Annotated in this window: 20 protein-coding genes; 12 read left to right on the forward strand and 8 right to left on the reverse strand. The window is 71.9% G+C overall.

All coding sequences use genetic code 11. The annotated features are described in order from the left end of the window. Positions 1-235 precede the first annotated feature (235 nt). From ACFQ6S_RS01365 to ACFQ6S_RS01375, 3 genes are all read left to right on the forward strand, one after another. Positions 236-1,678: a tol-pal system YbgF family protein gene (locus tag ACFQ6S_RS01365; protein WP_383401709.1), complete on the forward strand. Its 1,443-nt coding sequence runs from the start codon at positions 236-238 to the stop codon at positions 1,676-1,678. A gap of 46 nt (positions 1,679-1,724) precedes the next feature. After that, positions 1,725-3,581, forward strand: coding sequence for a serine/threonine-protein kinase (locus ACFQ6S_RS01370; RefSeq protein WP_383401712.1), 1,857 nt, complete (start codon positions 1,725-1,727; stop codon positions 3,579-3,581). Between the two features lie 200 nt (positions 3,582-3,781). Continuing rightward, on the forward strand, positions 3,782-4,561 hold the full coding sequence (locus ACFQ6S_RS01375; RefSeq protein ID WP_383401714.1) for an FHA domain-containing protein: 780 nt from the start codon (positions 3,782-3,784) through the stop codon (positions 4,559-4,561). Between the two features lie 5 nt (positions 4,562-4,566). Here ACFQ6S_RS01375 and ACFQ6S_RS01380 read toward each other — a convergent pair whose 3' ends face one another. Continuing rightward, complete coding sequence (locus ACFQ6S_RS01380; RefSeq protein ID WP_383401717.1) at positions 4,567-6,486, reverse strand: serine/threonine-protein kinase; 1,920 nt, start codon at positions 6,484-6,486, stop codon at positions 4,567-4,569. Positions 6,487-6,719: 233 nt separating this feature from the next. Between ACFQ6S_RS01380 and ACFQ6S_RS01385 the strand changes: the two genes are divergently transcribed. The 6 genes from ACFQ6S_RS01385 to ACFQ6S_RS01410 all read left to right on the forward strand — a co-directional run bounded on the left by ACFQ6S_RS01385 (position 6,720) and on the right by ACFQ6S_RS01410 (position 14,182). After that, on the forward strand, positions 6,720-7,511 hold the full coding sequence (locus tag ACFQ6S_RS01385) for a polysaccharide lyase family 7 protein (RefSeq protein ID WP_383401720.1): 792 nt from the start codon (positions 6,720-6,722) through the stop codon (positions 7,509-7,511). Positions 7,512-7,591: 80 nt separating this feature from the next. Continuing rightward, positions 7,592-8,671: a serine/threonine-protein kinase gene (locus ACFQ6S_RS01390; RefSeq protein ID WP_383401723.1), complete on the forward strand. Its 1,080-nt coding sequence runs from the start codon at positions 7,592-7,594 to the stop codon at positions 8,669-8,671. A 68-nt stretch (positions 8,672-8,739) separates the two neighbouring features. Then, positions 8,740-10,074, forward strand: a complete 1,335-nt coding sequence (locus ACFQ6S_RS01395; protein ID WP_383401726.1) for a hypothetical protein — start codon at positions 8,740-8,742, stop codon at positions 10,072-10,074. Continuing rightward, on the forward strand, positions 10,071-10,598 hold the full coding sequence (locus ACFQ6S_RS01400; protein ID WP_383401729.1) for a hypothetical protein: 528 nt from the start codon (positions 10,071-10,073) through the stop codon (positions 10,596-10,598). Before ACFQ6S_RS01395 ends, ACFQ6S_RS01400 begins: the two co-directional genes overlap by 4 nt. 15 nt (positions 10,599-10,613) lie before the next feature. Next, positions 10,614-13,115 carry an Hsp70 family protein gene (locus ACFQ6S_RS01405; protein ID WP_383401732.1) on the forward strand — a complete coding sequence of 834 codons (2,502 nt, stop codon included), beginning with the start codon at positions 10,614-10,616 and terminating at the stop codon, positions 13,113-13,115. 23 nt (positions 13,116-13,138) lie between these two features. Then, complete coding sequence (locus tag ACFQ6S_RS01410) at positions 13,139-14,182, forward strand: tetratricopeptide repeat protein (protein WP_383401735.1); 1,044 nt, start codon at positions 13,139-13,141, stop codon at positions 14,180-14,182. Positions 14,183-14,194: 12 nt separating this feature from the next. On the opposite strand, the gene ACFQ6S_RS01415 is transcribed toward ACFQ6S_RS01410, so the two are convergent. From ACFQ6S_RS01415 to fae, 5 genes are read right to left on the reverse strand one after another with little or no spacing between them, the layout of a single operon-like run. Beyond that, positions 14,195-15,355 (reverse strand): iron-containing alcohol dehydrogenase family protein, encoded by a 1,161-nt coding sequence (locus tag ACFQ6S_RS01415; RefSeq protein ID WP_383401737.1) that lies wholly within the window; start codon positions 15,353-15,355, stop codon positions 14,195-14,197. A gap of 51 nt (positions 15,356-15,406) precedes the next feature. Further along, entirely contained in the window at positions 15,407-16,333 is a 927-nt protein-coding gene (locus ACFQ6S_RS01420) for an NAD(P)-dependent oxidoreductase (RefSeq protein WP_383401740.1), read from the reverse strand. A gap of 41 nt (positions 16,334-16,374) precedes the next feature. Continuing rightward, positions 16,375-17,895, reverse strand: coding sequence for an aldehyde dehydrogenase (locus ACFQ6S_RS01425; protein WP_383401743.1), 1,521 nt, complete (start codon positions 17,893-17,895; stop codon positions 16,375-16,377). After that, the gene (locus tag ACFQ6S_RS01430) at positions 17,892-19,004 is read right to left on the reverse strand and encodes a mandelate racemase/muconate lactonizing enzyme family protein (RefSeq protein ID WP_383401746.1); all 1,113 of its coding nucleotides are present in this window, start codon (positions 19,002-19,004) and stop codon (positions 17,892-17,894) included. Before ACFQ6S_RS01430 ends, ACFQ6S_RS01425 begins: the two co-directional genes overlap by 4 nt. Then, complete coding sequence (gene fae, locus ACFQ6S_RS01435) at positions 19,001-19,540, reverse strand: formaldehyde-activating enzyme (protein ID WP_383401748.1); 540 nt, start codon at positions 19,538-19,540, stop codon at positions 19,001-19,003. Before fae ends, ACFQ6S_RS01430 begins: the two co-directional genes overlap by 4 nt. 230 nt (positions 19,541-19,770) lie before the next feature. Between fae and ACFQ6S_RS01440 the strand changes: the two genes are divergently transcribed. The 3 genes from ACFQ6S_RS01440 (at position 19,771) to ACFQ6S_RS01450 (ending at position 23,611) form a co-directional block, all read left to right on the forward strand. After that, entirely contained in the window at positions 19,771-20,559 is a 789-nt protein-coding gene (locus ACFQ6S_RS01440; protein WP_383401751.1) for an IclR family transcriptional regulator, read from the forward strand. A gap of 160 nt (positions 20,560-20,719) precedes the next feature. Continuing rightward, on the forward strand, positions 20,720-22,195 hold the full coding sequence (locus ACFQ6S_RS01445) for an NAD-dependent succinate-semialdehyde dehydrogenase (RefSeq protein WP_383401754.1): 1,476 nt from the start codon (positions 20,720-20,722) through the stop codon (positions 22,193-22,195). A 57-nt stretch (positions 22,196-22,252) separates the two neighbouring features. Continuing rightward, the gene (locus tag ACFQ6S_RS01450) at positions 22,253-23,611 is read left to right on the forward strand and encodes an MFS transporter (RefSeq protein ID WP_383401756.1); all 1,359 of its coding nucleotides are present in this window, start codon (positions 22,253-22,255) and stop codon (positions 23,609-23,611) included. A 62-nt stretch (positions 23,612-23,673) separates the two neighbouring features. Here ACFQ6S_RS01450 and ACFQ6S_RS01455 read toward each other — a convergent pair whose 3' ends face one another. Next, a complete protein-coding gene (locus tag ACFQ6S_RS01455) occupies positions 23,674-24,441 on the reverse strand; it encodes an NPP1 family protein (protein ID WP_383401759.1) in 768 nt (255 codons plus the stop codon). A 12-nt stretch (positions 24,442-24,453) separates the two neighbouring features. Beyond that, positions 24,454-25,569 (reverse strand): glycoside hydrolase family 19 protein, encoded by a 1,116-nt coding sequence (locus ACFQ6S_RS01460; RefSeq protein WP_383401761.1) that lies wholly within the window; start codon positions 25,567-25,569, stop codon positions 24,454-24,456. Positions 25,570-25,609: the final 40 nt, after the last annotated feature.

Here is a 25,609-nt window from a genome sequence, read left to right on the forward strand (position 1 = left end):
GCTCCTCCGCAAGGTCGACCGTGGGGTACGGCCCTCATTCTCCCCTGCCGGGCCCGCCGGGACGCGCACCATGCCGCCATTGTGGCCCGCGTCCGGCGGAGGCCGGATCGCCGTCCTTCGCGGGACTCACCGACCGGTCGCGGACGTGACGCCGACCTGTTCCGGGACCGGTCCCGGGCCGTGGCCCGGACCATTGCGGACACCGGACCCGTTCCGTGACCGGGGGAGGAACAGGATGAGCGACCCGACCCACACCGCACCCGCCACACCGGGCTCCGCGCCCGAGGACGAGCCCCGGGCACACGACCCCGTGGCCGTCGCCCTGGGCAACGCCTCCCTGCTGGGCGTCGGTTATCTGATCGCGCGCCGGCCCGGACTCGCCGTCGTCGCCCTGGCGGTGACCATCACGCTGGTGTCCCGGCTGGTGTCGACGGCCGACGTGTCGTACGAGATCGCCGTGCTCGTCTGGTGGGCGGCTGTCGTCGCCCACGGGTGGTTCCTGGCGCGTGGAGGTGGTGGGCGGGGCGCGAGGCACGGGCTGCGTCTGGCCGCTCTCGCCGTCACGCTGCCGGTGCTGCTGGCCGTCGGGCTGCTGCGGTATGACGCCGCCGCTGTCGGGCGGAGCGTCACCGAGGCCCGCGAACGCGGGGACTGCGCAGGGGTGTTGAGCGCACAGGACGAGGTGTGGTTCGGGCACCGCGTCGCCGACGCTCCGCTGACCGCTCGCGGCGACGACGTCGTGCGGGCGTGTGACCGGCTGCGGTCGGCCCGGACCGAGCTGACCACCGCGCTGGGCGGGGACACCGAAGCCCTCGAGGACGGGTTCGGCACGCTCGCCTCCGTCCTCTCGGAACCCGGCAACGGCAAGGCGGTCGAGGCGACCCTGAGCGGATTCCTCGACCGGCTCGAGACGAAGAACCCCTGCGGCACCGTGGCCGTCGTCGACTGGCTCCAGGACCGCGTGCCCAGCCACGACGTGCTGGACCGCTCCGCCGGTGCCGCCGAGCGGGTGGCGCCGGACGCGCTGGCCGGATGCGGTGAAGCGCTGATGGAGGACAGCAGCTTCGAGAACGCGCGCTCGCAGTACCAGCGGTTGCTCGACCGGTACCCCGACGACGACCTCGCGGACAAGGCCCGCAGCGGAGTCCGGAAGGCCACGCAGAACATCGAGCTCGCCCATGTCCGGTTCCTGCTCGCGCCGGGCACCGGCGGACGGCCCGAGTACTGCTCGGACCCGGCGAAGTACAGCGGCGCCAAGGCGTTCGGCAAGGGCACCAATCGCGCGCTGTTCTACGCCCACGACCAGTACGCCGACGACTACTCGGAACAGCTCCCCGGGGCCTGGCGGGCCGACGGCCCCACCGACGCCGTCCTGGTGGTCTGCATGGGCGAGGACACCTTCGGAAGCGCCGTCAGGACATGCCCGTACCAGGGCACCTCCTCCGGCTCCACATCGAACGTGACCTTCTACAAGATCGAGCTGCCGGTGAAGGTCTACGAGCTGCGCACCGGCAAGCTCGTCATGAACCGGAAGATCCAGATCGACGGCGCCGGCTGCCCGGGATCCATCACGTACTACTCCTCCGGCGACCACGACCCGGGCCCGCCGTCGACCCGGTACGTCGAAGAGTCCAAGTCCGATGTGAAGGACGCCTTCCGGTCGCTGGTCGTCCGGTGATCCGGAAGCGGCCGTTCGACAAGCGCGGGCGAGGAAGGGGGCGTCGGTGACGCGGGAGGAACGGGTCATCGCCGGGCGGTACCGGCTGCTGAAGCGGCTGGGTTCCGGCGGCGGGGGTGACGTCTGGCTGGCCGAGGACGAGGAACTCCGGGTCCGGGTCGCCGTCAAGGAGATCGACGTACCGAACGAACGGACGGGACCCGGTGGCGACGACCCCGCCGGCCGGGGGCGCAAGGAGGCCCTGAAGGCGGCGCAGCTGCGCGAGCACCCGAACGTGATCACGGTGTACGACGTGGTCGAGGACGACGACCGCCCCTGGATCGTGATGGAGTACCTGCCGGGCACGCGGGATCTGCGCGCCGCGGTGAAGGAGCGCGGGGCGCTGCCGAGCGACGAGGTGGCCGGGATCGGCGCGGCCGCCCTGGACGCCCTGTGCGCCGGGCACCGGCTCGGCATCATCCACCGGGACGTGAAGCCCTCCAACATCCTGCTGGCACCGGACCGTTCGGGCGCTGCCGACCGCCGCGTCCTGCTCACCGACTACGGCATCTCGCTGTGGCCCCGCGAGACCCGGGTCACCCAGAGCGGCATGGTGGTCGGCACACCGGGCTTCCTGGCACCGGAGCGGCTGTCCGGCGGCGAGGCGACACAGGCGACCGACCTCTTCTCGCTCGGGGTGACCCTCTACTTCGCCATCGAGGGCGTCTCCCCCTTCGAGCGGGACACCCTGGACGCCTCCCTCATGGCGGCGCTGACCACCGAACCCGCCGTCCCGCAGCGGGCCGGCGATGCGCTGGGCCGTGTGATCATGGGGCTGCTGGCCAAGGATCCGGCGAACCGTACGCAGGCGGAGCGGGCGCGTGAACTCCTCGCCGAGGCCACGGGAACCGGAACGGCCAACGGTCCCGCGTCGGCGCCCGTGCCCGCACTCACCGGCTCCGACCGGTCCGAGCCCCCACCCGCCACCGACGCCGGCGCCACGACGTGGCCGACCCATCAGCGCCCCCCAGGCACCGATCGCCGGATGTTCGGCCGGCGCACGCCCCTCCTGCTGGCCCTCGCCGCCGTGCTCCTCGGGGGCGGTGGCTTCGCGCTCGGCGCCGCCGCCTACCAGGACGACAAGGCCGACGCCAAGGAGCAACAGGCCGGCGCGACGGCGGCCGCCACCCCGTCCCCGACGGTGGCCCGCGCCGCGTACCCGTACGGCCGGCAGGCGGGGCTGCGTCAGGAACTAACGCCCGGGCAGTGCGTCGACGCCGACTGGAAGAACGGGGAGTACAAGCGGCGGCCCGGGGTGAAGACCGTCGACTGCTACGACGACGATCCCGAGGGCCAGGTCATCGCGACCCTCGACCGCGTCACCGCGGCATCCGGTGCGCAGGCGCTGCGGGACGAATGCGCCCGGCGCACCACGGAGTTGCGCGGGACCATGGCCGACCCCGTGCTGTACGTCCTCAACCCCGAGCCGGGGCAGAGCGAGCCGCCCGCCTCCGCCTGTCTGCTCTTCCTGAGGAACGCCACGCTCGGCGGTCCAGTCGGCGAATTCCGCAAGTTCGGGGACGAGGTGTACATCACGCAGCTGGGCCCGGGGGACTGCATCGACGTCAAGGAGGACGACGACGACACCTACACCAAGACGCTGGTGAACTGCGCCGGTCCGCACGACGAGCAACTGGTCGGCTGGACCCGGGCCTCGGGCGACAGCTCGGCGGACAGCGTGGACGCGGGACAGCTCTGCCGGGAGAGGTACGGCGTCAACTGGGCCCGCGGCAAGGGGCACGAGATGTGGGGCTGGTACTCCTCGGACGAGGAGTGGGACGCCGGTTTCCGTCAGGTGCTGTGCAGCGTGGGCCGGGAGGACGGCGGGAAGCTTCCCCCAGGGGCGCTGAAGTCGGCTTACTGACCCTCTCTCGGTGCCGACCCCGCGGGGCGACCGACCGGTTCGGGGAGGGGTCCCGGGAAGGGCGCGGACACTGGTCGGGACACCGCGGCCCGAGACACTCACGCACGACCCGCTGACCGAGATGCTCACGCATGACCCGCCGACCGAGAAGTCCACGCCCGCCCGCGAACCGAGAAGCCCATGAACCGAGGAGACCAGCGATGCCCCTCTCCACCAGCCTCGCGCGTGGTGTCGCGCCCACCACGCCGGGGACACTGCACGCCCGCACGGTCACCGCTGAGCTCAGCGCCCCGCCCCGTCCTGGGCTGACGGTTCGTTTCGGGCGCGGTGAGAAGCCCGACGTGGACCTGGGGGTCGGCGTGGACGACCTGCGGGTCAGCCGCCGGCACGGTGAGCTGACGTACCGTCAGGGCTTGTGGTGGCTGCGCAACACCGGGCAGCAGCTCGTGCGGCTGCCGCGCGGCCAGATGATGCATCTCGCGACCGAGCCGATCCCGCTCGCCACCGGATACACCCCGCTGTTCGTGAAGGGCTCCGGCTACCGCGAACACCTGGTCGAGCTGTATGTGGCCGGCCACGACGACCAGGGGCCGGTGTCACGACGGCAGGCCGAGACCATCCGGCCGGAGACGTGGGCGCTCGACGACGACGAACGGCTGCTGCTGGTCGTCCTCGGCCAGCGGTATCTGCTGTACGAGGAGGAGCCGCGCCCCCTGACGTACGCCACGGCCGCCAAGCAGCTCGGCTATCTGCGCCCGGACGCCAACTGGACCGAGCGCAGGATCGAGCACCGCATAGAGGTCGTCCGCCACCGTCTGCACCGCACCGGCTTCCGGTACCCGCTGCTGCACGACAAGGCCCAGGGCCGCCCCGCCGACAACAGTCTCCTGCACAACCTGATCAAGGGGCTGGTGGAGTCGACGACGCTCGTACCGCCGGACCTGGACCTGATGGAGGACGACGCGGCCTGGCCCGAGTAGCCGGGTCAGCGCGCCCGGAGTCCGGCGGCGGCCGAGGCCGCGAGGTCCTTCGCCATCGCGCAGAGCTCGTCCTTGGGCCGCTGCCCGCCGACGTCCAGGCGCACCATCTCGGCGGCGGTCTCGGCGTTCTGCCCGCTGTACCTGCGGTACTCGACGAAGGCCGCACAGGCCTCCCCGTCGTCCCCGGGTTCCACGACGGTGCGGTGACCGCTGAGCGTGAGGGCCGTGCCGTCGGCCGCGGACCTGGGCTGGTCGCGGAAGAAGGCCACCTCGGCGTCCAGTCCGTCGACGTCGCTGGACCATTCGCAGCTCCAGTTCGCCACGCCGACGTCCGGTACATCGACCTTGAGGCCGGGCACCGCGGCCAGCGCCTTGGCGTCGAGCAACGCGCAGGCGTTCGTCCAGGCCAGCGAGGCGCGCGCGTAGGGCGGCGAACGGCGCGGGAGCGGACCCCGGTCGAGGACCTCGGCCGCGCTGCCGGCGGCCTTGTCGGCGACCGTGCACAGGGTCGCCCCGCCGCCGACCACGGAGCCCTTGCCCATATTGACGCGGACGCCCACCAGCGTGCCGTCGGTGTCGTCGTCGGACGTCAGCAGCAGATTGCACTCGTCGCCCTCCGACTCCTCCTCCAGGATGCCGATCCGCCCGACCGTGCGGGAGGGCTTCGACCCCTCCGGCGGGGAGCCCTTGAGGAGCCGCAGGGACACGTCGATACGGGTCTTGTCGTCGACTTCGACCAGCAGGTCGCAGCGGTCGAAGTTGCCGTAGTCCACGTCGACTTCCACCTTCCCGTCGCCGAACCGGTCGAGCGCGGCGGGGTCGGCGAGGTCGCACACATCGGCCGTGCGTGGATCGCCGACCAGGGTGCGCGGCTCGCCGTCCGAGGCGACCTTGTCCGGGCTGCTCCGGCCGGCGCTCGGTGAGGCCTTCCCGTCGCCGCCGTCGGGGATGACCACGAGCCCCAGGGCCAGCAGGGCACTGACGCCCAGAGCCGCCGCGATCAGCGGCCGGCGCCACCGGGGGCACCCGGTGGCCGTCCTGGTGGTGGCCGTGTCCCGAGAGGGCTTCGGCTCGGCCTCTGCGACCTCGTCCAGGAGCCGTTTGACCTCGGTGGCGTCGGGGCGTTGCCGAGGGTCGCGGCGCAGCATCGCGGTGAGGACGGGGTAGAGCGGGCCCACCGCGTCGGCGTCCAGCTCGACCACGCCCTGCTCGGCCTTCCAGTGCCGCAGGCGCTCGATCTCCTCCCCGCTCCGGCCGGCCCCGGCGTCGTCATCCGCCGCAGCGCCGCGCGGGGGTGCTCCGGTGACCAGCGCGTAGAGGGTTGCGGCCAGGCAGAACACGTCCGAGGCGGGGCGGGGGACGTTGCCCCGGGCCAGCTCGGGGGCGGCGTAGTCCGGGGTGAAGCTGAACGGGCCGTTGACGGTGATGGTCTCGGTGCCGCCGACCCGGTAGGCGGCACCGAAGTCCAGTAACTTCGCCGAACCGTGCCGGGTGAGGCCGATGTTGGCGGGCTTGACGTCGCAGTGGACGATGCCCGCCTCGTGCAGGGCGGCCAGCGCGTCGGCGAGCTGGGACCCGATGCGGGCCGCCCGCTCGGGAGAGACCGTCGGCCGCCGGTCCAGGCCGCCGCCGGGGACGTACTCCATGACGAACCAGTACGTCGGGGAGCCGGGGCCCTCCTGCGGCACGGTCACGACGTCGAACAGGGTGACGACGTGGGGATGGTCGCGGAACTTGGCCATGGCGCGCGGTTCGCCGAGCAGCCGCCGCAGCGCTGTCTCGCTCTCGCCTTGCGTCCGTTCCGGTTTGAGTGCGACTTCCTGGCCGACCACCGTGTCGTGCGCCAGCCACACATCGCCGCCCCGCCCCGCGCCGACGACCTCCCTGAGGACATAGCGGTCGGCGAACTCCTCCCCGGAACGCACGGATCTTCCCCCTCGGTCGAGTCCGGCACGCACACGGCCCCGGTCGAGGGCCGCACGCCTGGATCGAACCTAATGCGTACGGCGGGCCGTACGCATTGTCTACCCAGAGCCTTCATCAGTCGCACGCATGCCTGGCCGCGACGGGAAAGGCGAGGCACGGGAGGGGTCCCGGGAAACGCGCCTACGGTACGCGTCGGCCCGTACCGCACACCCCCGACCGGAGGAGCCCCGCCATGCCCAGAACCCGGACCATCGTGCTCGCCGGCCTCACCGCGGCCGTCTCGACCGCCACGCTCACGCTGTCCGCCCACGCCCACGCCCACGCCTCGGCTTTCGGCGAGAGGGCGGAGGCCGCCCGGTGCGCCCACCCCGCCGAGGTCCTGGACCTGACGGACTGGAAGCTGACCCTGCCCACCGGCGAGGACGAGGATCCCACCGAGATCACCCAGCCCGAGCTGGCGGCCTTCTCCGCGGCCCCCTGGTTCCGGGCCGAGGACGACTGCGAGGCGGTGCGGTTCCGGGCCGCCGTCGACGGTGTGACGACGTCGGGCTCCGGCTATCCGCGCGCCGAACTGCGGGAGATGACCGACGGCGGCGCGGACGAGGCCGAGTGGTCCGCCACGGACGGCACCCACACCCTCGTCGTCAAGGAGGCGTTCACGGCTCTGCCCGAGGAACGGCCGTACCTGGTCGGCGCGCAGGTGCACGGCGGGGACGATGACGTCACCGTCTTCCGCCTCGAAGGCAGCAGCCTCTACATCACCGACGGCGACGACCGCCACCATCACCTGGTCACCGGCGACTACGAGTTGGGCACCGAGTTCGAGGCCCGGTTCGTGGCCGAGGACGGTGAGATCGCCGCGTACTACAACGGCCGTCCGGAGACCACGATCTCCCACGACGGCGGCACCAACTACTTCAAGGCGGGCGCCTACACACAGGCCAACTGCGACAACTCCACGCCGTGCGACGAAGGCAACTACGGCGAGGTCCGCATCTCCCGCATCGACGTCACCCACTCCTGACCGGCGCCCGGCATCCGGGAGGGGTCCCGGGACACGCGTGGCACGGTGACGGCGACCGAAGGCGGGAAGGGGCGCGGCGGATGACGGGGGACACGGCCGGCGTGGAGGGGACACTGCTGATCCGTGCGCAGCGGATCAACTCGGCGCTGGTCGTGGACCGCAGGCTGGGGGAGGGCGCCTTCGCGGAGGTGTACCGGGTACGCCACCACATCCTCGGCTGGCAGGCGCTGAAGCTCTTCAAGCACGTGGCCTCGCTGGAGGCGACCTCCAGGCTGTTCGACGAGGCCCGCATCCTCTCCACCCTGGGACACCCCAACATCATCCGGGTGTTCGACGCGGGCACCGTGCAGACCTCGGAGGGGATGCGCGGCTACATCACCATGGAGTACGTCGCCGGCGGCAGCCTGGAGCGGCTGGTCGCCGCGCACTCCGGCGCGGTACCGGTCGACGAGGCCACGGCCGTGCTGCGGCAGGCCGCCGAGGGACTCGCCGTCGCCCATGAGCGCCAGCACCCCATCGTGCACCGCGACCTGTCACTGGCCAACGTGCTCATCACCTACGACGAGTCCGGACTGCGGGTGAAGGTGAGCGACTTCGGGCTGGCCAAGGAGACCGACCCGGGGACGATGGCGGCCAGCGCGCAGGGGACGGTCGCCTACATGCCGCCCGAAGTGCTGCGCCGGGGCACGGGCTACTCGTGCGCGGGGGACGTCTGGGCGCTGGGCACCATCGCCTACTTCCTGCTCACCGACCACTTCCCGTACAACGGCGGCGACCCGGTGCAGTCCTTCTCGCTGGAGCGGTTCAACCGGCCGCTGCTGCCGCCGAGCGCCTTCAACGACGGCGTGGGGCCCGAACTGGACCGGCTGGTCGTCGACATGCTGCGCGTCGACCCGGCCGACCGGCCCGCCACCGCCCGCGAGGTCGCCGCACGCGCCGAGGCCCTGCGGCCGCCGGAGGGAGTGCGACCGCCCCCGAACGCGGCGGCGGTGGAGCGGTCCGTCGAGGAGCAGGTACGGGCCGCCGTGGAGCTCTCCCGGACACCGGGGCGGCTGGCCGATGCCGCGAACCAGCTGGAAGAGGCAGTGAGCCGCCATCCCCGGCTCCGGGAACGGCACATGGCGCGGCTGATGACGTGGCGCCGAGGGGTGGTCATGTGAGGGGCCCGACGCGCGAGGAAGGGACGTACGGGCGAGCGATGTACGGGCAGCGGACGTTGGGAGAGCGGATGGACCACACGACTGCGGGCGACCGGCGGGGCGAGCCGCCCGCCGCCCGGACCGGCACCGGGAACCTGTCCCGCTTCACGGATCTGGCCGGGCCGCGGTTGTACCGCGACAACGCCTTCGCCGTCACCGGGCTTCCGGCGAACGCCAAGGGACGCGCGGTACGGCAGCACCGGCAGCGGCTGGAGGCCAGGCTCGCGGTCGAGGCCACTCTGCCCCCGGACCCCGGATCGCCCCTCGTGGGCGGGCACCGGAAGGACGAAGTCCGGGCCGCGTTCGAGGAGTTCCAGGATCCCCGGCGGCGGCTCGTCGACGAGCTGCTGTGGCGCTGGGGCGAACCGGCCTCGGAGTGCGGCTGCCCCGCCGACGTGCACGAGGAGCACGACAACGCGGTGCGCTTCCACGCCATGGCCCTGGAGGCGGAAGCCGGACGGAGCCACGCCACCACCGACGCACGGGACATCCTCTGGCAGGGCGCGGCGAGCGCATGGGGACTGCTGCTGGAGCGCCCCGAGTTCCGCCGCCACATCGCCCACCGGATCGGGGAGCTGGACGATCCGCGGCTCGGCGAGCTCTCCGCGGACGACTTCCTCGCCGAGCTTCCCCGCCTCCTCGTCTCCCCGTTCCGGGAACTGGCCGCCGACCCGGACTTCAGGCCGCGGCTGGCCGCCGTCTGCGCGGGCTGGACGGAACACGCCGCGTTCTCGGGGCTCTTCACCGAGCTGTTCGAGGAGAGCGTGGAGGACACGGTCCAGAAGATCACCGACGGACTGCGGTCCGTGAGCGACAGGAAGGACGCCGAGCGGTTCACGGACGCCGTCCGGATCGTGCGGGAGGAGGTCCTCCCCGCGTTCGAACGGTTCGGTGACGTCCGGGCGTACGTGTCGGAATGGCGGTACGACGACGTGGCGCACACCGTCGCCGTGGGCGTGGGCAACCTCGCCGTCGCGATGCTGGGCCACTACCGGTTCCACCGGCCGAGCCCCACCGAGAAGAGGACGGTGGTCGAACTCGCGGAACGGGCGTACGAGATCGCCCCGGAGCGTCAGGTGAAGGCGTTCAAGGACAACTGGGACGTCATCTACGACTGGTCCGTGAGCGCCGTCCCCACACGCTCGGTTCCAGGGTCCTCGGCGCCGTCCGCCGACCGTGTCTGGCCGGGGTGTGTGCTCGCCGCCCTGGCGCTCGGGGTGCTGTCCGCCCTGTGGGCGGTCCACGGGTGGGAGGCGGCGTGGGGCGGCTTCCTGGTTCTGGGCCTGATCGGCCTCGCCGTCCAGAAGCTCTCGCAGTGGTACGCGCGGATCCGCATCCACGCGGGCAGAAGGAGGTACCGGTGACATCCCGAGTCCACCGCCGAGTGCGCGCCGCGCTCGGTCAGTTGAGGCACCCGCCCGAGTTCCGTGTGCCGCGCCCGCTGCTGGAGCCGGCCCAGGCCGAGTGGGCCGCCGCCGTGCTCGCCGACGTCGAGGCCGCCGAGGCACTCGCCGAACAGGCCCGCACACCGCAGGGTGCCGGCACGGACGCACTGCTCGGGGCCGCCGTCGGCCTGTGGCGGGCCCTGCGCAAGCTCGACCAGCAGGGCGGCGCCCTGTCGGCGGCCGACCTGCGGCAGGTACGCCGCCAGGTGAACGCCAGCCGTCAGGCACTCGCCGACGACGGGCTGGAGATCCAGGAGCACGACGGTTCGCCGTTCGACTCCGGCCAGTCCCTGGAGGTCCTGGTCTTCCAGGACGAACCGGAACTGGACCGCGAGGTCGTGCTGGAGACCGTACGGCCGTCGGTCTACTTCCGCGGCGAACGGATCCAGATGGGCCAGGTCATCGTCGGCAGGCCCGCACCCGAACAGCACCCCGGCATGTGACCAAGGAGAGCGACCATGCGCGAGACCATCGACTTCGGCATCGACCTCGGCACCACCAACAGCGCCATCGCGGTGGCGGAGGACGACGGCGTACGGGTCATCAAGAACAACGACGGCTGGGACTTCTCGCCCTCCGCCGTGTGGATCCCCAAGGAGGGGGTGATCCATGTGGGCAGGCGGGCCAGGGAGCGCACGGAGAGCGACCCCGACAACGCCTACGCGGAGTTCAAGCTGGAGATGGGCGCGGCCGGCGCGGGCCGGCTCTTCCAGCGGACGGGCCTGTCCCTCACGCCCGAGGAACTGTCCGCCGAGGTGCTCAAGTCGCTGCGGCAGGACGCCGCGCACGAGTACGGCGAGCAGCCGGAGGCGGCCGTGATCACCGTCCCGGCCTCCTTCGCCCTGAACCAGAACAACGCCACCAGTTCCGCCGCCGCCCTCGCCGGCCTCGGCGAGCACTGCCCGCTGGTGCAGGAGCCGACGGCGGCGGCCATCGCCTACGGAGTGCAGGACGCGTCCGAGTCCGCCCACTGGATGGTGTTCGACCTGGGCGGCGGCACCTTCGACGCGGCCCTGATGAGCAAGCGCGACGGCGAACTCCAGCTCATCCAGCACGCCGGTGACCCCTACCTCGGCGGCAAGCTCATCGACTGGGCCCTCGTCGACGACCTGCTGGCGCCCGCCGTCCGCCGGGACCTGGGCCTTGCGGACTTCACCCGCCACAACCGCGAGCGCTGGCGCAAGAACTTCGCCAAGCTCAAGCTGGAGGCGGAGAACGCCAAGATCGCGCTGTCCCGCGCGGGTTCGGTCGAGATCTCCGTCGACCTCGACGACGGTAACGGCGGCAGCGAGCCCTTCGAGTACACCCTGACCCGGGGCGCCCTGGACGACCTGGCCCTGCCCTACTACACCCGCGCCATCCGGCTCTGCCGCGACGCGCTCGCCCAGAGCGCCCTGCGCCCCGACCACATCGACCGGCTCCTCCTTGTCGGCGGGGCGACCCTCAGCCCCGGCCTGCGCGAACTGCTCGCGGACCCGGTCGAAGGGCCCGGCATCCCCCTCGACCACAGCCAGGACCCCACCACCGTCGTCGCCCGCGGAGCCGCCGTGTTCGCGCGTACGATCCGGCTGCCCAAGAAGGCGGGGCAGGCCGCGCCCGGCGAGTTCGCGATCGAGCTGCACCATCCCACGCAGTCCGTCGACACCACCGGCATCCCCGTCTCCGGCAAGGTGAGCAGCGGCAGCGCGGTGGACTGGACGAGGTTCACCGTCACCCTCAGCAACCCCGACGGCCGGCCACCGTTCCGCGGACCGCGCACCGAACTCGGCACCGACGGCACCTTCTACACCGAGGTGGCCATCGACGCCGACACCCGCTCCCGCTTCACCGTCGAGCTCACCGACAACGCCGGCACCCGGCGCAACCTCGCGGGTGACACCTTCTCCATCACCCACGCGGCCGTCGTCCCCGGCGACGCCGTGCTCACCGGCACCCTCGGCATCGGCAAGGCCGACGGCACCTTCGACCCGCTGCTGCGCAAGGGCACCACACTGCCGGCCCAGGTGACCAAGCCGTACCGGACGACCATCCCGCTGCGCCGGGCCCAGCCGGACGCCGTCATCCGCATCCCGCTGCTGGAGGGCGAGCGCAGGCGCGCCGACCGCAACACCCGGGTCGGGCTGATCGAGATCCGCCCGCGCGACATCCGGATCGATCTTCCGTCCCAGAGCGAGGTCGAGGTGACCTTCGAGATCCAGGCGAGCAACCGCGAGGTCGTCGTCACCGCCGACATCCCCCTGCTGGAGCAGCAGTTCGAGGCGACGATCAACCGCTCCGAGCTGCTGGCCCCCGAGCACACCGAGCTCGTGGACCGACTGCACGACCTGGAGCAGCGGGTACGTCTCCTCCAGGACCAGGCCGAGGACGTCCACTCCGAGCAGGCGCGGACCCGGCTGGAGGACCTCTCGGAGCAGCGGACCATCCCGCAGCTGCGCAAGGAGGTGGACGCGGCGGCCGTCGACACAGGTGCCGCCGTCACCAGCGACCGCCGTATCCGCGATGTGGAGGCCCAGCTCGACGACATCGAGCAGGCCATCGAGATCCCCGGCCTGCAACGCGAGTTGTGGGATCTGCTCAGCTCCTGCGAGGACGTCGTCGAGCAGGTCGGCGGCGGCCCCTCGGACCGGAGGGAGCTGCAGAGCATGCGCGACCGCGCCAGTTCGCTGGGCGACGACGCCACTCCCGCGGACCTGCGGCGGCTGATCAAGCGGGCCGGGGAGTTCCACGTCGAGCTGCTGCGCCGCACCGACCAGTGGGAGTACGTCGTCTTCCACGCCCTGGTCGAGATGCGCGACGACATGTTCTCCCGCGCCCAGGCGGACGCCGCGATCCTGGAGGGCCGCCGCGCCGTCGCCGCGGGAGACCGCCGCGCCCTCGCCGGGGTCAACGAGCGGCTGCGCCGGCTGCTGCCGCCCGGCGCCGCCGAAGAGGCCGAGCGGCTCTCCGGCGGCATCAACTAGCCTGCTGACACAAGGAGTTGACGGTGTCCATATCCCGAATTCCGGCGGGCGTCGCGTCCGGCGCGTTCCCGGCGGCGGACGGCACGAGGCCGGGCGAACCGGGGCCCGACGGCGCGGAGTCCCGTCGCACGCCGTCCGACGGCGTCAGCGCCACAACCCCTGCCGCCGACCCGCTCCGGCTCGCCCTGCTCGTCTCGCGTGCCCGGACGGCGGCCCGCTCCGGTGACCTCGACGGCGCCCTGCGGCTGCTGCACGAGGCGGACGATCCCGCCGTCGCGGCCCATCCGGACGTACTGGACCTGCTCGCCCGACTGCACGCCCAGCGAGGGGAGTTGGCTCAGGCGGCGGAGTACTGGCGCCGGGTCCGGCAGCGGCACCCGCGGGATCCGGCGGCCGCGGCCGGGCTGGCCAGGATCGACCGGCTCGGGCGGCGCTGGCCCCGCGCGGCACTCACCCGGCATCGCGCCGGAACGGCCCTGGCCGCCGCGGTCTGTGCCGTGGCCGCGATCACCGTCGGCACGGTCGCCCTGACCGACGGCGCCGACGGACCGGCGGGAGAGCCGGGCCCTTCGCAGGCCGACCGGGCGGAGCGGCTCGCCGAGCGCCTCGACGCCGAACGCAGGGCCGATCAGGCACGGGAGCGGACCCAGGAGACGGCCCGCCGGGCGGAGGCGGCCACGGCGCTGGCCGACGCGCTGCGGGCGCCCGGGATCAGCCCCGTGGTGCGGGAGGGCTCCGTGGAGGTCGCCTTCGCCGACGGGCTCTTCTCGGAGGGCGCCGAGCTGACCCCGGTCGGCGCCGAGCGGCTCGCCGTGCTGGGGGAGCGCCTCGCGGGACGGAAGGCGCGGATCGAGATCTACGGTCAGACCGCCACCGTTCCCGGCGCCCCGAGAAGCGGCGGCTCGGTCCTCTCGCTCTGGCGAGCACTCATCGCCGCCCGGGAGTTGAGCGCCGCCGCCGGCAGGCCTCTCACCGACTTCACCACCGCCAGCGCGGACCAGCGCGACGCCCCCTTTGCGGGCGCCGCGCGGAACCGGACCGTCACGGTGGTGATCACGCCGGCCTAGGGCAGGGCGGCCCTAATAGGCCGCGTCGAGAATCCCGAGGATCTCCTGCTCGGTGGGCTGTCGCGGTGCGTTGCGTGTCACGGCGTCCGCGAGGGCGCCGGAGGCGATGGGACCCAACAGGTCGGGACGAACCCCGAGTTCGCGCAGGGGCTGCTTGATGCCGACGGTGCCGGAGATCTCGCGGACCGCGTCGATCGCGGCGCGGGCCCAGTCGCCGTCGGCGGGCGGGGCGAGGCGCAGCGCGCGGGCGGTCTGCTCATAGGCCTCCTGGGCGGCCGGAGCACTGAACTCCAGGACCTCCTCCAGGACGGCGGCGAGGGCGACGCCGTGCGGGGTGCCGGTGTGGGCGGTCAGGGCGTGGCCGATGCCGTGGACCAGGCCGAGACCGGAGATGGTCAGCGCCTGGCCCGCGAGGTGGGCGCCGAGCATCAGCTGAGCGCGTGCCTCCAGGTCCGAGCCGTCGCGGTGGGCGACCGGCAGCCAGCGCCCGACCATCGCCACCGCCTGGCTCGCGTACGCCACCGAGACCGGGTTGGCGCCGCGCGAGGCCAGGGACTCGATGCCGTGCACGAGGGCGTCGATGCCGGTGGCCGCCGTGATCCGGGCGGGCAGGCCGAGCGTCAGCTCGGGGTCGAGGAGCGCGATCCGCGGCTTGACCGAGGGGTGGCCGAGGTAGACCTTGCGACAGGCGACGGTGTCCTCGATGACGCCGAAGCCGTTGGTCTCCGCGCCCGTGCCCGAGGTGGTAGGGATCGCGATCAGCGGCAGTCCGTCGAGCGCCTCCCACAGGGCGTCCGCGTCGGCCGCCGCCGCGTCGGTGTTGCCGACCAGCAGCGAGATGCCCTTCGCTGCGTCGAGGACGGAGCCGCCGCCCAGGGCCACGACGACCGCCGGGCCGAATGCCCGCGCACGGGCGGCGCCCTCGTCGACGTTGTCCGTGGACGGATTGGCGCCGACCCCGTCGTACACCCCGTGCTCCACGCCCGCCGCGTCCAGGACCTTGAGCACCTGGTCGACGATGCCGGCCGCCCGCAGACCACGGTCGGTGACCACGAACGCGCGGTTCATACCGAGGGAGGAGACCAGCTCCGGCAGATGGGTGAGGCGGCCGGGGCCGAACTCGATACGGCAGGTGGGATCGATGGCCAGCTGATTGGTGAGGGACTCGCCCATGGCGTACGGCTCCTGGAAACGCGGCGGGTAGGGGAGATGCGGTCCGGTGGATCAGGCGGTGCTCAGCAGGGCCTCCTCCGGGCGCGGGAGCCGGAACTCCCGCTCGGCCAGGGCCTCGTAGAGACGGACCGGACTCATCTCCCCGGCCAGGTCGCCGTGTTGGGCCCTGGAGCGGCGGAAGATCTGCTCCACGAGGGCGGACAGTTCGGTGGAGACGCCCACGTCGCGGCCGAGATCGACGGCGAGCCCGAGGTCCTTGCAGGCCAGGGCCATGGCGAACGAGTCGTCGTAGTCGCCGTCGACCAGCACGGACAGGACGTCGTGCTCCAGGAAGTGCGAGGCGGCCGGGCTGGCGAGCAGCGCGTTGCGCAGTACGCCCAGGTCCACGCCGGCCTTGGTGCCCATGGCCAGCACCTCGGAGGTGGCGACGAGATGGGTGAACCACAGCAGATTGATCATCAGCTTGACCGAGTAGCCGGCGCCGAGCGGGCCCACGTGCAGCACCTTGTCGGGGTCGCCGACGGTCTCGAACACGGGCAGGCACATACGGAAGTCGTCCGCCGTCCCACCGACGAATATCTGCAGCCGCCCGGCCTCGGCACCGCGCGCCATGCCGCTGACGGGGGCGTCCAGGCGGCGTACCCCGCGCCGGTCGAGCACCTCGGCGGCGATCCGGTCCGCGGCGGCCGGCGTGGAGGTCGACATGTCGATCCACACGGAACCCTCGGGCAGCGCCTCGGCGGCACCGCCGCGCAGCAGCACCGCCTCGACGGCGCGCGGGTGCGGCAGCATCGTGACCAGCAGTTCCGCGTCGGCCGCGCACTCCGCCGGAGTGTCGGCCCAGCGGGCGCCGAGCGCCAGATGCCCGACGGCGGCCTCGGGCCGGGTGTCGTGCACGGTGACCAGGTGTCCCGCGTGGATCAGATGGCGGGCCATGTGGCTTCCCATGTTGCCCAGGCCGATGAAACCGATCCTCATCGATGTCCTCGCTAAATACAGGTGAATTGGGGGATGGCCGTTCAGGCCAGGTCGATCCAGGTGGTCTTGAGCGCCGTGTACGCGTCCAGCGCGTGCAGGGACTTGTCACGGCCCGCGCCGGTGGCCTTGAAGCCGCCGAAGGGGGTGATGACGTCGCTGGCGTCGAAGGTGTTGATCCACACCGTGCCGGCCCGCAGCCGCCTGGCGGTGCGATGGGCGACCTTCACGTCCCGGGTCCAGACGGAGGCGACGAGCCCGAAGTCGCTCTGGTTCGCCAGCCGTACGCCCTCGTCGACGTCACCGTCGTACGACACGACGGCCAGCACCGGACCGAAAATCTCCTCCTGCCCCACGGCCGATGTGTTGTCCACGCCGTCGAGCACGGTCGGTTCGACGAAGGTGCCGCCGGACTCGCTGCGCGTGCGCCCGCCGCCGAGCAGGACGCGCGCCCCGTCCGCCTTGCCGCGCTCGATGTAGCCGAGGATCTTGGCGAGTTGTCCCTCGTCGACGATCGGCCCCATCACGGTGGCCGGGTCGAGCGGGTCCCCGACGCGGAAGGTCTCGGCGGTGATCCGCCCTACGGCTTCCAGGAGCCGGTCCTTCACCGACGCGTGGACGACGACGCGTGAACCCGCGTTGCAGGTCTGCCCCGCGTTGTAGAAGATCCCCCACGCCACGGCGGACGCGGCCGCCTCGATGTCGGCGTCGGCCAGCACCAGCTGCGGCGACTTGCCGCCCGCCTCCACGGCGACCTGCTTGCCGTTGGACTCGCCCGCGTACACCTGGAAGAGCCGGGCCACCTCCGCCGAGCCGGTGAAGGCGATCTTGTCGACCTCGGAGTGCCGGCCGAGGGCCTGTCCCGCGACCTCACCCCGGCCCGGGACCACATTGAACACACCGTCGGGCAGCCCCGCCTCGGTGCCCAGCGCCGCCAGGCGGAGCGCCGCGAGCGAGGTCTGCTCGGCGGGCTTGAGGACGACGCTGTTGCCGGTCGCGAGTGCCGGGCCCAGCTTCCAACTGGCGATCAGCAGCGCGTAGTTCCATGGCACGACGACACCGATGACACCCAGCGGCTCACGGGTGATCAGCGCCAGCGCGTCGCCGGGCGTCGGGGCCACCTCGTCGTAGGTCTTGTCGAGGGTCTCGGCGTACCAGGCGATGGTCTCGGCGGCCTTGTCCACGTCGATGCGCACCGACTCGGTGATGGGCTTGCCCATCTCCAGCGTGTCCAGCAGCGCCAGTTCCTCGGCGTTCGCTCGGATCAGCTCGGCCCAGCGCAGCAGGATCCGCTTGCGCTCCTTCGGCGCGAGGTCGCGCCAGCGGCCGTCCTCGAAGGCGGCGCGCGCGGACCGTACCGCCCGGTCGACGTCCTCGCCCCCCGCGGCCTGCACCTCGGCCAGCACCGCGCCGTCACGGGGCGAGACACTGGTGAAACTGTCGCCGGACGCGGCGTCGGTGAAGGCGCCGTCGATGAACGGGCGCGTCTCGAAGGAGAGCTTGCCCGCCGCCGCCAGCCACTCGTCGTACGAGCGTGACAGCAACTCCTCGATCGTGTAAGTCACTTGATCCTCCAGCGGTCGATCGCGTCCTCGTCCAGCTCGACGCCGAGCCCGGGCCTGTCCGGGATCTCCAGGTCGCCCTCGGCGTTCACCTGGACCGGCTCGGCGAGCATGAAGTCGCGGCGCTCGGGGGTCCAGCCGGGCGGGTCGTAGGGGAACTCGAAGAAGGGGCCGCCGCCGACGCCCGCCGCGACATGCAGATTGGCGAGCACGCCGATGCCGTTGGTCCAGCTGTGCGGGGTGAACTGGCGGTGCTTCAGATGGGCCAGCTCGGCCAGGGTGCGAGCGCGCTGCATGCCGATCGCGAGCACCACGTCCATCTGGTAGATGTCGAGGGCGTCCTCTTCGAGGTAACGCAGCAGCTCGGTGGGGGAGTGGTGCATCTCGCCCGCGGCGATCCGCACCCCCGGGTTCTCGGCGCGCAGCCGCTTGAAGCCGGCCAGGTCCGCGTACGGCAGCGGCTCCTCGACCCAGAACACGTCGAGCTCGGCGAGGCGGGCGATGGTCTTGCGGGTCTTGGCGAGGTCGGAGGCGTTGGCCGTGTCGCCCGCCATCCGCCAGGACTGGTTGAGGTCGACCATGATCTCGAAATCGGCCCCGAGCTCCTCACGCACGGCGCGCACCGCGGCGATGCCCTCGTCGACGCGGTTCCGGTCGATCCGGATCTTCAGGGCGCGGAAGCCGGCCTCGCGGACCTTCAGGGCGGTGGCGACCCGCTCCGCGGGGGACTTGAGCTCGCCGGAGGAGGCGTAGGCGGGCAGCTTCCTCGCCGCGTTGCCGAAGAGCTCCGACACCGGGCGGCCGTGGACCTTGCCGATGATGTCCCACAGCGCGGCCTCCAGGGGCCAGTAGTGCGCGCCGTGGAAGTTGGCGGTCTCGATCGCCCGGACGTGCCGGGTGATGTCGAGGGGGTCCTCGCCGACGAACAGGTGCTTGTACGTCTCGAAGCCGTCCATGAGGTCGCCGGAGCCGATGCCGGTGATGCCCTCGTCGGTGTGCACGCGGACGATCGTCGCGTCGAAGGTCCGGCGCGGCTCCGGGTCCCAGGCGGCGCGGAACGGCGGGTCCAGCTCCAGGCGCAGTCGGTCCAGGGTGATGTCGGTGATCTTCATCGGGCGAGCACCTCGGCGGTCGGCGTGTAGAACGGGTTGGCCGGGCCCTGCTTGGCGGCGGCCTGCACGTCGGCGACCGTGGGAGTGCCGGTCACGGCGGCCCGCACCGCGCCGTACGCGGCGGCGCGCTGGTTGCGGAAGGAGACGTCGAGGTCGTCGACCGCCGGATTGACCCACACCGCCGCGATGATCAGCAGGTCGTCCGCGTCGTCGGCGGGGACCAGCCCCTCCTCGACCGCGTCCGCGACCCCCTGCGCGAGACCGGCCTGCGCGGAACCCCAGGTGGCACGCTGGTGCAGCTCGCCCTCCGCGGCGGCCTTGGCCACGAACAGCGTCAGCGGCTTCACCGGCACGGACGGCCGTACGACGGTCATGAACGGCACGTGCCCGGCACTCGGGGTGGCCAGTGCCGTCGCCCAGGCGGTCTCGACGGGGCCGCCCTTGCGTCCGATCACGATGTTCGTGTGGGCGGCGTTGGCGCCCTCACCGACGAAGGACTCGCCGATGAGCGCGGTCGGGGCAATGGGCGAAGGCATGGAATCTCCTGGATCTCCGGGAGCGGGGAGCGGCGGCGGACCGGGGAACCCGGCGAGGTGAGAGCAAAGCTCGCATACCTCGCAGTTCAACCGACCCGATGCGGCGAATCTAGGTCCGCGGGACACCCCTCGCAAGGCGCTCGCGGGAATCGAAATGCCGGTTGCTCTCTTGACAACTTCCGGCCTGACCTGGGGGTTCCTTCACCGACGCACGCGCATACGATGACCCCGTGACCGACTCTTCCTCGGCCTCCCGCGGACACGGCCTGCGCCGTGACATCGACCTGCTGGAGGCGCTCGCCTCCGACGAGGCCCAGAACGCCGGCGGCCTCGGTGTCGTCCGCCTCGCCCAGCTGGTGGGCCGGGAGAAGACCCAGGTCTCCAGGGCCCTGAAGGCACTGGCCGCCGAGGGGATCGTCGAGCGGGACCCCGACACCCTGGAGTACCGCCTGGGCTGGCGGCTGTTCTCCCTGGTGGCCCGGACCTCCGAGAGCCGGCTGGTACGGGTGGCCGAACCGGTCATGCACACCCTGTCGGCGGACCTGGAGGAGACCAGCCACCTGTGTGTGCTCAGCGACCGTGAGGTCCTCACCCTGCTGTCGGTCTCCGGGCACTCCTTCCGCGTCCACGGCTGGGAGGGGCGCGGAGTGCCGGCCTGGCGGCTGTCCGCCGGTCGAGTCCTGCTCGCCGACGCCACGCCCGACGAGCTGTACGTCCGCTTCGGCACGACCGGTGAGATGCCCGTGCAGGACCTGTGGTCCCTCATCCAGGACGCCAGGCGGCAGGGGTACGCGCGGGTGAGCGAGGAGTTCGAGGAGGGGCTGGTCGGTGTGTCGGCGCCGGTGCGCGACTTCCGGGGCCGGGTCGTCGCGGCCATCAACATCTCCGCCCCCAAGGCCCGGCTCGGTGACCGTCTCGACGAGGCGGGACGTACGACGGCCCGCGCGGCGGCACGGGTGTCGTCGCTGCTGGGCTGGGAACCGCGGCGCACTCCACAGTTGCGGGCCCGGCTGACCTGACCGCGCACGCCAGGGCCGTACTCCCGCCCATGATCGGTGAGTTGCCCTCAGAGCAACCCCCGTTTCGATCCGCCGGAGTGGCCTTGTCGGCCGTATGACGCGCTCGTAAATTCACCGCGCATCGGACGAGCCCCGTCCGAAACGGAGAAAAGAGCAGCTCATGAACCTCGCCGGCATCGACCTCCTGGCCAAGGGCCCGTTCGCGGAAGGCGATGTGTTCCTCGGCGGCCGCTGGCTCCCGGCCGCCGATGGCCGGACCTACCCCGTCCACGACCCGGCCACCGGCGAGCTGATCCGCGAGGTCTCCTCTGCGGGCGTGGAAGACGCCCGCGCCGCGATCGAGGCGGCCCGGTCCGCCGCGGAGGACTGGCGTACGACACCGGCCCGGCGCCGTTCGGAGATCCTGCACACCACCTTCGAACTGATGCGCGAGCACACGGACACCCTCGCCCGGCTCATCGTGCTGGAGAACGGCAAGGCGTACCGGGACGCGGCGGCGGAAGTCGGCTACGCCGCCGAGTTCTTCCGCTGGTTCGCCGAGGAGGCGGTCCGCGTCGGCTCCTCCTTCGGGGACGCTCCGGCCGGCGGCTACCGCCACGTCGTACGCAAGCACCCCGTCGGCGTCACCGCCTTCGTCACCCCCTGGAACTTCCCCGCCGCCATGGCCACCCGCAAGATCGCCCCGGCGCTCGCGGCAGGCTGCCCGGTCCTGCTCAAACCCGCCCCCGAGACCCCGCTCACCGCCCTCGCGGTCGCCGCGCTGCTCACCGAAGCCGGCCTGCCCGACGGCCTGTTGAACGTCCTGCCGACCGACCGCGCGCCCGAGGTCGTCTCGGCCTGGCTCGGCGACGAGGGGGTCCGCAAGTTCTCCTTCACCGGCTCCACCGCCACCGGCAGGCTGCTCCTGGAGCAGGCCGCCGCGAAAGTCGTCAACGTCACCATGGAGCTCGGCGGCAACGCCCCCTTCGTCGTCTGCGCGGACGCCGATGTGGACGCGGCCGTGCGCGGTGCCATGGACGCCAAGATGCGCGGCGGCGGCGAAGTCTGCATCGCCGCCAACCGGTTCTACGTCCACGCCGATGTCGCCGCCGAGTTCACCGAGAAGTTCGGCGCCGCCATGGCCGGCGTGAGCGCCGGACCCGGCCTGGAGGAGGGCGTCACCCTCGGCCCCATGATCAACCGGGCGGCCGTCGACAAGATCCGCTCCCTCGTCGACGACGCCCTCGCGCGCGGCGCGACGATCGCGGCGCAGGGCACCACACCCGAGGGGCCCGGCCACTTCCACCCCGCGACCGTTCTCGTGGACGTCCCGGACGACGCACGCATCCTGCACGAAGAGGTCTTCGGACCGGTCGCCCCGCTCACCACCTTCACCGACGAGGACGAGATGGTCGCCCGTGCCAACGCCACGGTCCACGGGCTGGCTTCGTACGTCTACTCCCGCGACGTCGGCCACGCGCTGCGCATCGCCGAACGTCTGGAGGCCGGCATGGTCGGCGTCAACCGCGGCCTGCTGTCCGACCCCGCGGCCCCGTTCGGCGGCGTCAAGCAGTCCGGCCTCGGCAGGGAGGGCGGCCGCGAGGGCATCGAGGCCTTCCTGGAGACGCAGTACATCGCCCTCGACTGGCCCCTCTGATCCCTGCCCCTCCCCACCTCTCCCGTCTTCTCCCGCCGCTCACGACAAGGACCGCCCATGGCAATGACGCCTGCGACCCAGCATCAGCCCAGTACCCCTGAGGTCCCCGAACACCTCGGCCGTGAACGCCGCCGTCTGCACACCAAGTTGAAGCTCGCCACGCAGATCGGGCAGGGCATCGACGGCTACATCATCGGCGGCATCGGCATGGCGATGGCCGCGCTCACCATCGACCTGCATCTGTCCACCTTCATGCAGGGACTGGTCGGCGCGTCCCCGCTGATCGGCATCTTCATCGGCGGACCGCTCTTCGGGCGGCTCGCCGACCGGTTCGGCCGGCGGCCGGTGTTCCTCGTCGACATGCTGATCTTCCTGATCGGCTCGGTCCTGCAGTTCTTCGTCAGCGACGGACTCCAGCTCTTCCTCATCCGTCTGCTGATGGGTGTCGCGATCGGCGGCGAGTACGCGATCGGCGCGCCGCTGCTGTCCGAGTACGCGCCCCGCAAGGGCCGTGGCCGGCTGCTGGCCAGCCTGGAGATCAGCTGGTACGTCGGCTACGCGCTCGCGACGGTCGTCGGTGCCCTGTTCGCCGACGTCGAGGGCGGCTGGCGGTGGTCCCTGGCCAGCAGCGCGGTCATCGCCGTGGTGTGTGTCGCGCTGCGCGGCGGCATCCCGGAGTCGGCGCGCTGGCTGCTGAGCAGGGGGCGCCGCGAGGAGGCCGAGGCGCTGATCGAGAAGTACGGCATCGAGGTGGACGTCGATGCCGAACTCGACGAGTCCGAAGCGCCCGCGAGGGAGGGCTTCCGGGCGCTGTTCAACCGGCGGCACCTGCGCAGCACGGTGTTCGCCAGCGTCTTCTGGGCCGCGCTCGTCCTGCCGTACTTCGCCATCGGCACGTTCTGGACCCAGGTCTTCGAAGCCCTGAACATGGGGGACAACGCGGTCGCGGCGCTGCTCGTCTACTCCTTCACCGCGGTGGCGGGCGTGACGGCGGGCTGCCTCGTCGTCGACCGGATCGGCCGCCGCAGGCTGCTCATCCCGCCGTTCTGGATCACCGCGGGCTGTCTGGCGCTGGTCGCGCTGTGGCACACGTCCACCCCGGTCATCGTCGGCGGCTTCCTGTTCTTCATCTTCCTCAACGCCGCCTCCAGCGCGCTGACCGCCATCTACCCGCTGGAGGTCTTCCCGACCTCCCTGCGCACCACCGGCGTCGGCTTCGCCACTGCGATGAGCCGGATCGGCGCGGCCATCGGCACCTTCCTGCTGCCGATGGGACTCGACCGGTTCGGGGCGGAGTTCGTGCTGCTGATCGGTGCGGGGGTGCTGGCGCTGGGCGGCCTGGTCTCGCAGTTCCTCGCCCCGGAGACGACCGACATGGACCTCGCCCGGGCGGCACGCGAGGCACGCGGGGCGTAGCCACCGCACGCGATGCGACGGCCCCGCAGGCGAGTGCCTGCGGGGCCGTGCGCTGTCGAGCGTCAGGCGTAGGCGTCGAAGGGGATGCCGGACGGCTTCGCGTAGTTGAGAGCCCACTGGAAGTCGCCGTCGTCGATCTTGACGGTGGCCGATCCGAAGTCGGCGCTCATGAGCTTGTCGCGGTATCCGGCCGGATAGCCCTCCCACCCCACCAGGCGGGGGAAGAACCAGTTGCCGGTGGCGTTCTCCGCCGGCTCGTCGTTGCCGTTGGCGAACCGGAAGCAGTGACTGGAGACACCGTCCTTGTGGTAGACGATCTTCGGGTGGGTGCCGTCGAAGCGGATCGCCGAACGGGCGGCCAGCTGGTAGGTGCTGTGCTGGGACACCGACACGTACTCGGCCTGGTTGTTGCTGACCCACACGATGACGTGTTCCCAGTCGTGCGTGTGCCCGAGTGCCGCCGGGCCGAGGGTGATCTGGTCCTTCTCGAAGTAGCTGGCGTACATCACCGCGCACCAGCCGTTGTTGCACTTCGCGCGCGAGTAGGTGTTGGCGTTCGCCAGCTGGGCGTAGTCGTGGCACTTGCCGTTGACGTCGCCGCCGAGCTTGAGACCCGGGTTGAGGGTCCCGTCGGCGCCGATGGCGGCCGTGGCGTAGCAGCCGTCGCCGTCGTAGTCGTAGGCCGGGGAGAACGTCTGCTCCAGGCCGTCGGCGTTCTGCGGCAGCAGGGTCAGCACTCCGGCGTGGGCACTGGCCGGGAGGGCCACGACGAAGGTCATCGCGCCGAGGGTGCCGAGGAGGACCCGGGCGAGGGATCTGAACGTGCGCATCTCGACTCCCCGTCAGCAGTAGAGGTTGCCGCCCGGCGAGACGCCGAGGATCGAGGTGAACCGGTTGTAGGCGTCGACGCGGCTCTGCACCTGGGCCGGGTTCTTGCCGTCGCATTCCAGGGAGCCGTTGATGGAGCGGATGGTCTGGCCGAAGCCGGCCTGGTTCACCATCGCGTTGTGCGGGGTCATCGTCCCGGGACCGGACTGGGTGTTCCAGTACCAAAGGCCGGTCTTCCAGGCGACGGCAGCCTCGTTCTGCACCCGCCAGGGGTTGTTGAGCAGGTCGATGCCGAGCGCGTCACCGGCGGCCTTGTAGTTGAAGTTCCACGACAGCTGGATCGGACCGCGTCCGTAGTAGGCGGCCTGACCCGCGGGGCAGCCGTAGGGCTGGTTCCAGTCGCAGTAGTGGGGGTAGTTGGCGGTGTTCTGCTCGACGATGTGCACGAGTCCGCCGGTCTCGTGGTTGACGTTGGCGAGGAAGGCCGCGGCCTCCTGCTTCTTCACGGTGTCGCTGCCGGTGGTGGCGAAGCCCGGGTAGGCGCTCAGCGCGGCGGTCAGGCCGCTGTACGTGTAGAACGAATTCCGGTTCGGGAACATCTGGTTGAACTGCGCCTCGCTGACGACGAAGCCGGACGGGTTGCCGCCGCCCCCGCTCGCGGGCGCGTTCCACTTCTGGTTCGCGGCGCCCGTGCAGGTCCAGATCTGCAGCCGGGTGCCGTTGGCGCTGTTGTTCTCCCGGACGTCCAGGCACTTGTTCGCGGCCGGGTTCACGATGTCACGCGCGCCGCTGACCACCCACTGCTGGTTCGCCCCGCCCGAACAGTCCCACAGCTGGACCGCGGCGCCGTCCGCCGTGCTGCGGTCGACGATGTCCAGACACTTGCCGAGCGCGCGCAGGGTGCCGTCACCGGAGTTGGACCAGATCTGCGCGCCGGTCCCGTTGCAGTCGTAGAGCTGTACGGCGGTGCCGTTGGCGTTGCTCGCGCCCGCCACGTCGACGCACTTGCCGGCGAGGCCGGTGATCGTGCCGTCGGCGGCCTGGGCGGGGGTCACGGTGAGCAGGGCGGTGAGAACGGCGGAGAGCACCGCGAAGATCGCGAGCCGGGGTCTGAGCTGGGTCAGGGACATGGTTGAGGACGCTCCTTTGAGGTGTCGGGGGGCGGGTCGG

This window comes from Streptomyces sp. NPDC056479 (genome assembly GCF_042795335.1).
In the GTDB taxonomy this organism is placed as follows: Bacteria; Actinomycetota; Actinomycetes; order Streptomycetales; family Streptomycetaceae; genus Streptomyces.

Excerpts from the sequence above, each read along its gene's own strand:
- ACFQ6S_RS01365 (WP_383401709.1), top strand. The coding sequence starts at position 236 with ATGAGCGACCCGACCCACACCGCACCCGCCACACCGGGCTCCGCGCCC.
- ACFQ6S_RS01375 (WP_383401714.1), top strand. The coding sequence starts at position 3,782 with ATGCCCCTCTCCACCAGCCTCGCGCGTGGTGTCGCGCCCACCACGCCG.
- ACFQ6S_RS01385 (WP_383401720.1), top strand. The coding sequence starts at position 6,720 with ATGCCCAGAACCCGGACCATCGTGCTCGCCGGCCTCACCGCGGCCGTC.
- ACFQ6S_RS01390 (WP_383401723.1), top strand. The coding sequence starts at position 7,592 with ATGACGGGGGACACGGCCGGCGTGGAGGGGACACTGCTGATCCGTGCG.
- ACFQ6S_RS01395 (WP_383401726.1), top strand. The coding sequence starts at position 8,740 with ATGGACCACACGACTGCGGGCGACCGGCGGGGCGAGCCGCCCGCCGCC.
- ACFQ6S_RS01405 (WP_383401732.1), top strand. The coding sequence starts at position 10,614 with ATGCGCGAGACCATCGACTTCGGCATCGACCTCGGCACCACCAACAGC.
- ACFQ6S_RS01415 (WP_383401737.1), bottom strand. The coding sequence starts at position 15,355 with ATGGGCGAGTCCCTCACCAATCAGCTGGCCATCGATCCCACCTGCCGT.
- ACFQ6S_RS01420 (WP_383401740.1), bottom strand. The coding sequence starts at position 16,333 with ATGAGGATCGGTTTCATCGGCCTGGGCAACATGGGAAGCCACATGGCC.
- ACFQ6S_RS01430 (WP_383401746.1), bottom strand. The coding sequence starts at position 19,004 with ATGAAGATCACCGACATCACCCTGGACCGACTGCGCCTGGAGCTGGAC.
- fae (WP_383401748.1), bottom strand. The coding sequence starts at position 19,540 with ATGCCTTCGCCCATTGCCCCGACCGCGCTCATCGGCGAGTCCTTCGTC.
- ACFQ6S_RS01445 (WP_383401754.1), top strand. The coding sequence starts at position 20,720 with ATGAACCTCGCCGGCATCGACCTCCTGGCCAAGGGCCCGTTCGCGGAA.
- ACFQ6S_RS01450 (WP_383401756.1), top strand. The coding sequence starts at position 22,253 with ATGGCAATGACGCCTGCGACCCAGCATCAGCCCAGTACCCCTGAGGTC.
- ACFQ6S_RS01455 (WP_383401759.1), bottom strand. The coding sequence starts at position 24,441 with ATGCGCACGTTCAGATCCCTCGCCCGGGTCCTCCTCGGCACCCTCGGC.
- ACFQ6S_RS01460 (WP_383401761.1), bottom strand. The coding sequence starts at position 25,569 with ATGTCCCTGACCCAGCTCAGACCCCGGCTCGCGATCTTCGCGGTGCTC.